Annotated in this window: 3 protein-coding genes; 2 read left to right on the forward strand and 1 reads right to left on the reverse strand. The window is 62.5% G+C overall.

The features are described 5' to 3' along the window. Positions 1-135, reverse strand: a 135-nt coding sequence (locus tag ACIREA_RS28315; RefSeq protein ID WP_397385678.1) for a ParA family protein, incomplete at its 3' end; no start/stop codon positions are given. A 52-nt stretch (positions 136-187) separates the two neighbouring features. Between ACIREA_RS28315 and ACIREA_RS28320 the strand changes: the two genes are divergently transcribed. Both ACIREA_RS28320 and ACIREA_RS28325 read left to right on the forward strand, forming a co-directional pair. Beyond that, complete coding sequence (locus tag ACIREA_RS28320) at positions 188-3,370, forward strand: DEAD/DEAH box helicase (RefSeq protein ID WP_397385676.1); 3,183 nt, start codon at positions 188-190, stop codon at positions 3,368-3,370. Positions 3,371-3,602: 232 nt separating this feature from the next. After that, on the forward strand, positions 3,603-3,814 hold a 212-nt coding region (locus ACIREA_RS28325), incomplete at its 3' end, for a hypothetical protein (RefSeq protein ID WP_397385677.1).

Genomic DNA, 3,814 nt, shown 5'->3' on the forward strand with positions numbered 1-3,814 from the left:
GGTGGCATTCGCCTGGGGGTCAAGATCCACCAGCAATACCCGCACCCCGCGCTGGGTGAGGCACGCGGCGAGGTTCAAAGCGGTCGTCGTTTTACCGACACCGCCTTTCTGGTTGGAAATGGCGACAATCCTCATAGGTACTTGGCACTGGACTTTGCAGATAAACCATGGGACACGCCAGCACGAAATGGAAATCACAGAGAAATGGCTCGGAGAAATCGGCGGTTGGGCGGTGATGAAGTCCGCTCGCTCCCTGGTGGATGCAGGTTTGGCCGTCGTCACCAGCAGCAGTGACGGCATGATCCGTGGCACCGCCGGCTCTGGAAAACTGAAATTCACCACCGGCCTGCGCATCCGCACCTCCTCCGATGTGGAAAACCTCTGCACCTGCCCCCACGCCCGCCGCAGCGGCATGATGTGCGAGCACGCCCTCGCCGTGGCACTCGCCCACGTTCGCGAGCAAAGCGGTGCCAAACCTAGTTCTGGAGCTTCAGTACGTTCTGTAGTCCCGCCTTCAGGCGGTTCTGGCGGTCTACGGCCCCCTTCAGCCGGTTCTGGAGTGGGCGGCGCATTACCTGCTGGCGGAGCTTCCGGACCGGCTAAAGCCGGTACTACAATACCCAGAACTCCGCCCGCTCTGACCCCGCTCAAGATCCCCGGTCACTACTCCCTCTACCTCCCCGAACCCCTCCTGCAGGGACAGATCCGCGAGCCCTTCGGCGTCTTCGTGAAATACCTCCCCGGCGGCGAGAGCGAAACCTCCCTCTTCGCCGCCTGGCTCGCCAGTCAGGGCATCAAGCAGCCCCAGAGCCTGCCCATCTCCCTCAAAGGCGCAGGCCTGAACACCTTTCTGGAGACGCTGGCCGAGCACCCCCGCGTCTTCGTCGGCAAGCCGAACGGCCAGGAGCGCCTCTTCCACGTCGCCCCCGAGCGCGTCCGCCTGCCGCTGGTCGTCGAGTCCGTCGATGCCCAAACCGTCCGCCTCAAACTGGAAGGAGCCCACCAAAAACACGTCATGGGCGCTTGGTGGATCTGCCAGGAGACCGCCTCCCTCTTCCGCCACTTGGCCGACACCCCCGCCCTCACCACCCTGGCCGGCGAGCTGAGCAAGTCCCCGGTCACCAAGCCGCTCCGCTGGCTGGCAGAGCAGGGGGAGTCTTTAGGCGAATGCTTCCAGATGGAACTGCGCGGCGCTGGCCTGGAGAAATTCCACGTCGCCCCCGTGCCCTGCCAGTTTGAAATCCAGCTCGACGGCTCGCTTCAGGTCGTGGATGCGAAACTCTCAGCTCGTTACAATTCACACACCTGGCTCGTGCGCCATTCGGATGGCGGTCATTCAATCTTCCCACTTCAAGATGAATCGAATGGCTTTGTATTCTACGTCCAAAATATAGAGGCCGAATTCCGCCTTTTGCGCCGCTTGGAGGGCCTCGGCTTCAAGCCCGAAGGCCAGGTCTTGCGGTTGCAGGGCAGCGAGAACGTCCTCCGCTTCTACGCTTCCGAACTCCCGCAACTGCGTAATCTCGCGACCGTTACTGAAGGTGAGCGCTGGCGCTCCGCGACTCGCGGCATTCAGCGCATCGCACCCAAGACCAAGTTCGTCGCACCCGCCGGACAGATGGGCGGCGGCGGCGACTGGCTCAGCATGGAGTTCGCCTACGAGTCCACGGATGGCTTCCGCCTCCCCCGCGCCGAAGTCCTGCGACTGGTCCGCTCCGGCCAAAGATCGGTCAAAGGCGCCAACGGCAAACAGTACATCCTCGACATCGCCGCCGTGGATGATTTGGAGGAATCCCTGCGGGATGTCCCCATGGAGCTCACCCCCGAGGGGGCCCGCGTCCACGGAGCCCATGCCGCTTACTTTGGCGATGAAGCCACAGGTGCCGCTAACGAGATTAGCGTTACAAGCAGTGAAGTGCAGGCCGAGATCGTCGATCTCGCTGGCATGCTTCGCCCTTACCAGATGGAAGGCGTCTGCTGGATGACCTCCCGCATCCTGCGCGGTCGCGGCGGCATTCTGGCCGATGAGATGGGCCTGGGCAAAACCGTCCAGAGCATCGCCGTGGCCCTCTTCCTCAAGCAGCGGAAAGGCGACCAATGCGGCCCGATGATCGTCGTCTGCCCCAAGTCCCTCCTCGGCAACTGGCAGGCCGAGTTCGAGCGCTTCGCCCCCACCCTGAAGGTGCTCCAAATCCAGGGCGCAGGCCGAGAAAAAGCCCTCAGTACCATCCCCTCGTTTGACGTGATATTGACCTCTTATCAATTGATCATCAGAGATATTAAACATTACCAAACGATCCGCTTCGGTTTGATTCTTTTGGATGAAGCCAGCTTCATCCGCAACCCCGATACCGACGCCGCCAAGACCCTCCGCAGCCTCAATTGCACCGGCCGCATCGCCCTCACCGGCACTCCCTTGGAAAACGGCGTGCGCGATTTGTGGTCCATCTTCCACTTCGCCCTGCCGGGTTATTTGGGGAATCAGACCTCCTTCAAAGAGCGCTTCGAATCCCCCATCCAGTCCGGCCTGGACCTCCCCGCAGGCCGCGATGCCGCCCAGCGCCTGCAAAAACTCACGCTGCCCTACTTCCTCCGCCGCACCAAACGCCAGGTGCTCAAGGACCTGCCCGAGAAGATCGAGCAGGTGCTCTGGTGCACCCCCAGCGCGGCGCAGAGCGAATTTTACCGCAAGATCCTGGAGGAGGGCCGCGAGGAGATCAAAGCCGCCCGCCGCCGCTCCGGCCAGAACGGCGCCAAGATGACCATGTTCACCGTGCTCCTGCGCCTCCGGCAGGTCTGCTGCGATCTCCGCCTCACCGGCGTCCAGCCCGACGCCCTGAAAGGCCTCGGCCAGGACGACCTCTCCGGCAAATGGCCCGCCCTCCTCGGGCAGATCGAATCCGTCATGGAGTCCGGCGGCAAGCTCCTCGTCTTCAGCCAGTTCGTCCGCTTTTTGCACCTCATGCGCGACCACCTGAAGGCCGAAAAACTCGACCACGCCTACCTCGACGGCAGCAGCCAGGACCGCTCCGAGCAGGTGGCGCGCTTCCAGAAAGACCCGAACTGCCGCATCTTTCTCATCAGCCTCAAAGCCGGCGGTTACGGTCTCAACCTCACCGCCGCCGACAACGTCATCCTCGCCGACCCTTGGTGGAACCCCGCCGTCGAATCCCAGGCCATCGACCGCGCCCACCGCATCGGCCAGCAAAAAGTCGTCAACGCCTACCGCCTGGCGATCCGCGGCACCGTCGAAGAACGCATCCTCAAGCTCCAGGCCCAAAAGCGCGGCCTCGTCGAAGCCGCCCTCAACGACCAGGCCCCCATGATGGAAGGCCTCACCGAAAGCGATCTCGAAGCCCTGATCCAGTAGTCCCACTTGGCCCCTCTGGAAAGCCTCACCGAGAACAATCTCGCGCCCAGTCTGGCCGCACCATGAATTTCAAGCTTTCCCTCCCTCGGGCAGCCCGCGGCGGTCCATCTGCGCTCCGGTTGCAAGACGCCATCGTCCCGCGCCAGCATCTTGCGGCGCCGTGCGATCACAAAAAATAATGCCAGGCATTTAATAATTGCTCGCGCTTATTTTCCATCCACCTTCCAACCCCATGAACCTCGCCCAAACCTCTGATCCTCAGGCGCTCCCCCTCGAAGAGCAGCTCATCGGTGTGAATGCGAAAACCGGCCTCTATCCCGGCGCGCGTTCGTGGTCTGGCGGGCGGTTTCGTGTGCTCGGCAGGGGGCCTCTCGAATCCTACTGCTACCACGTCATGTCACGCACCTGCGGCGGGGAGGTGTTCTTCGACGACGTCGAAAAAGA

This window comes from Prosthecobacter sp., from assembly GCF_044373815.1.
Lineage (GTDB): Bacteria > Verrucomicrobiota > Verrucomicrobiia > Verrucomicrobiales > Verrucomicrobiaceae > Prosthecobacter.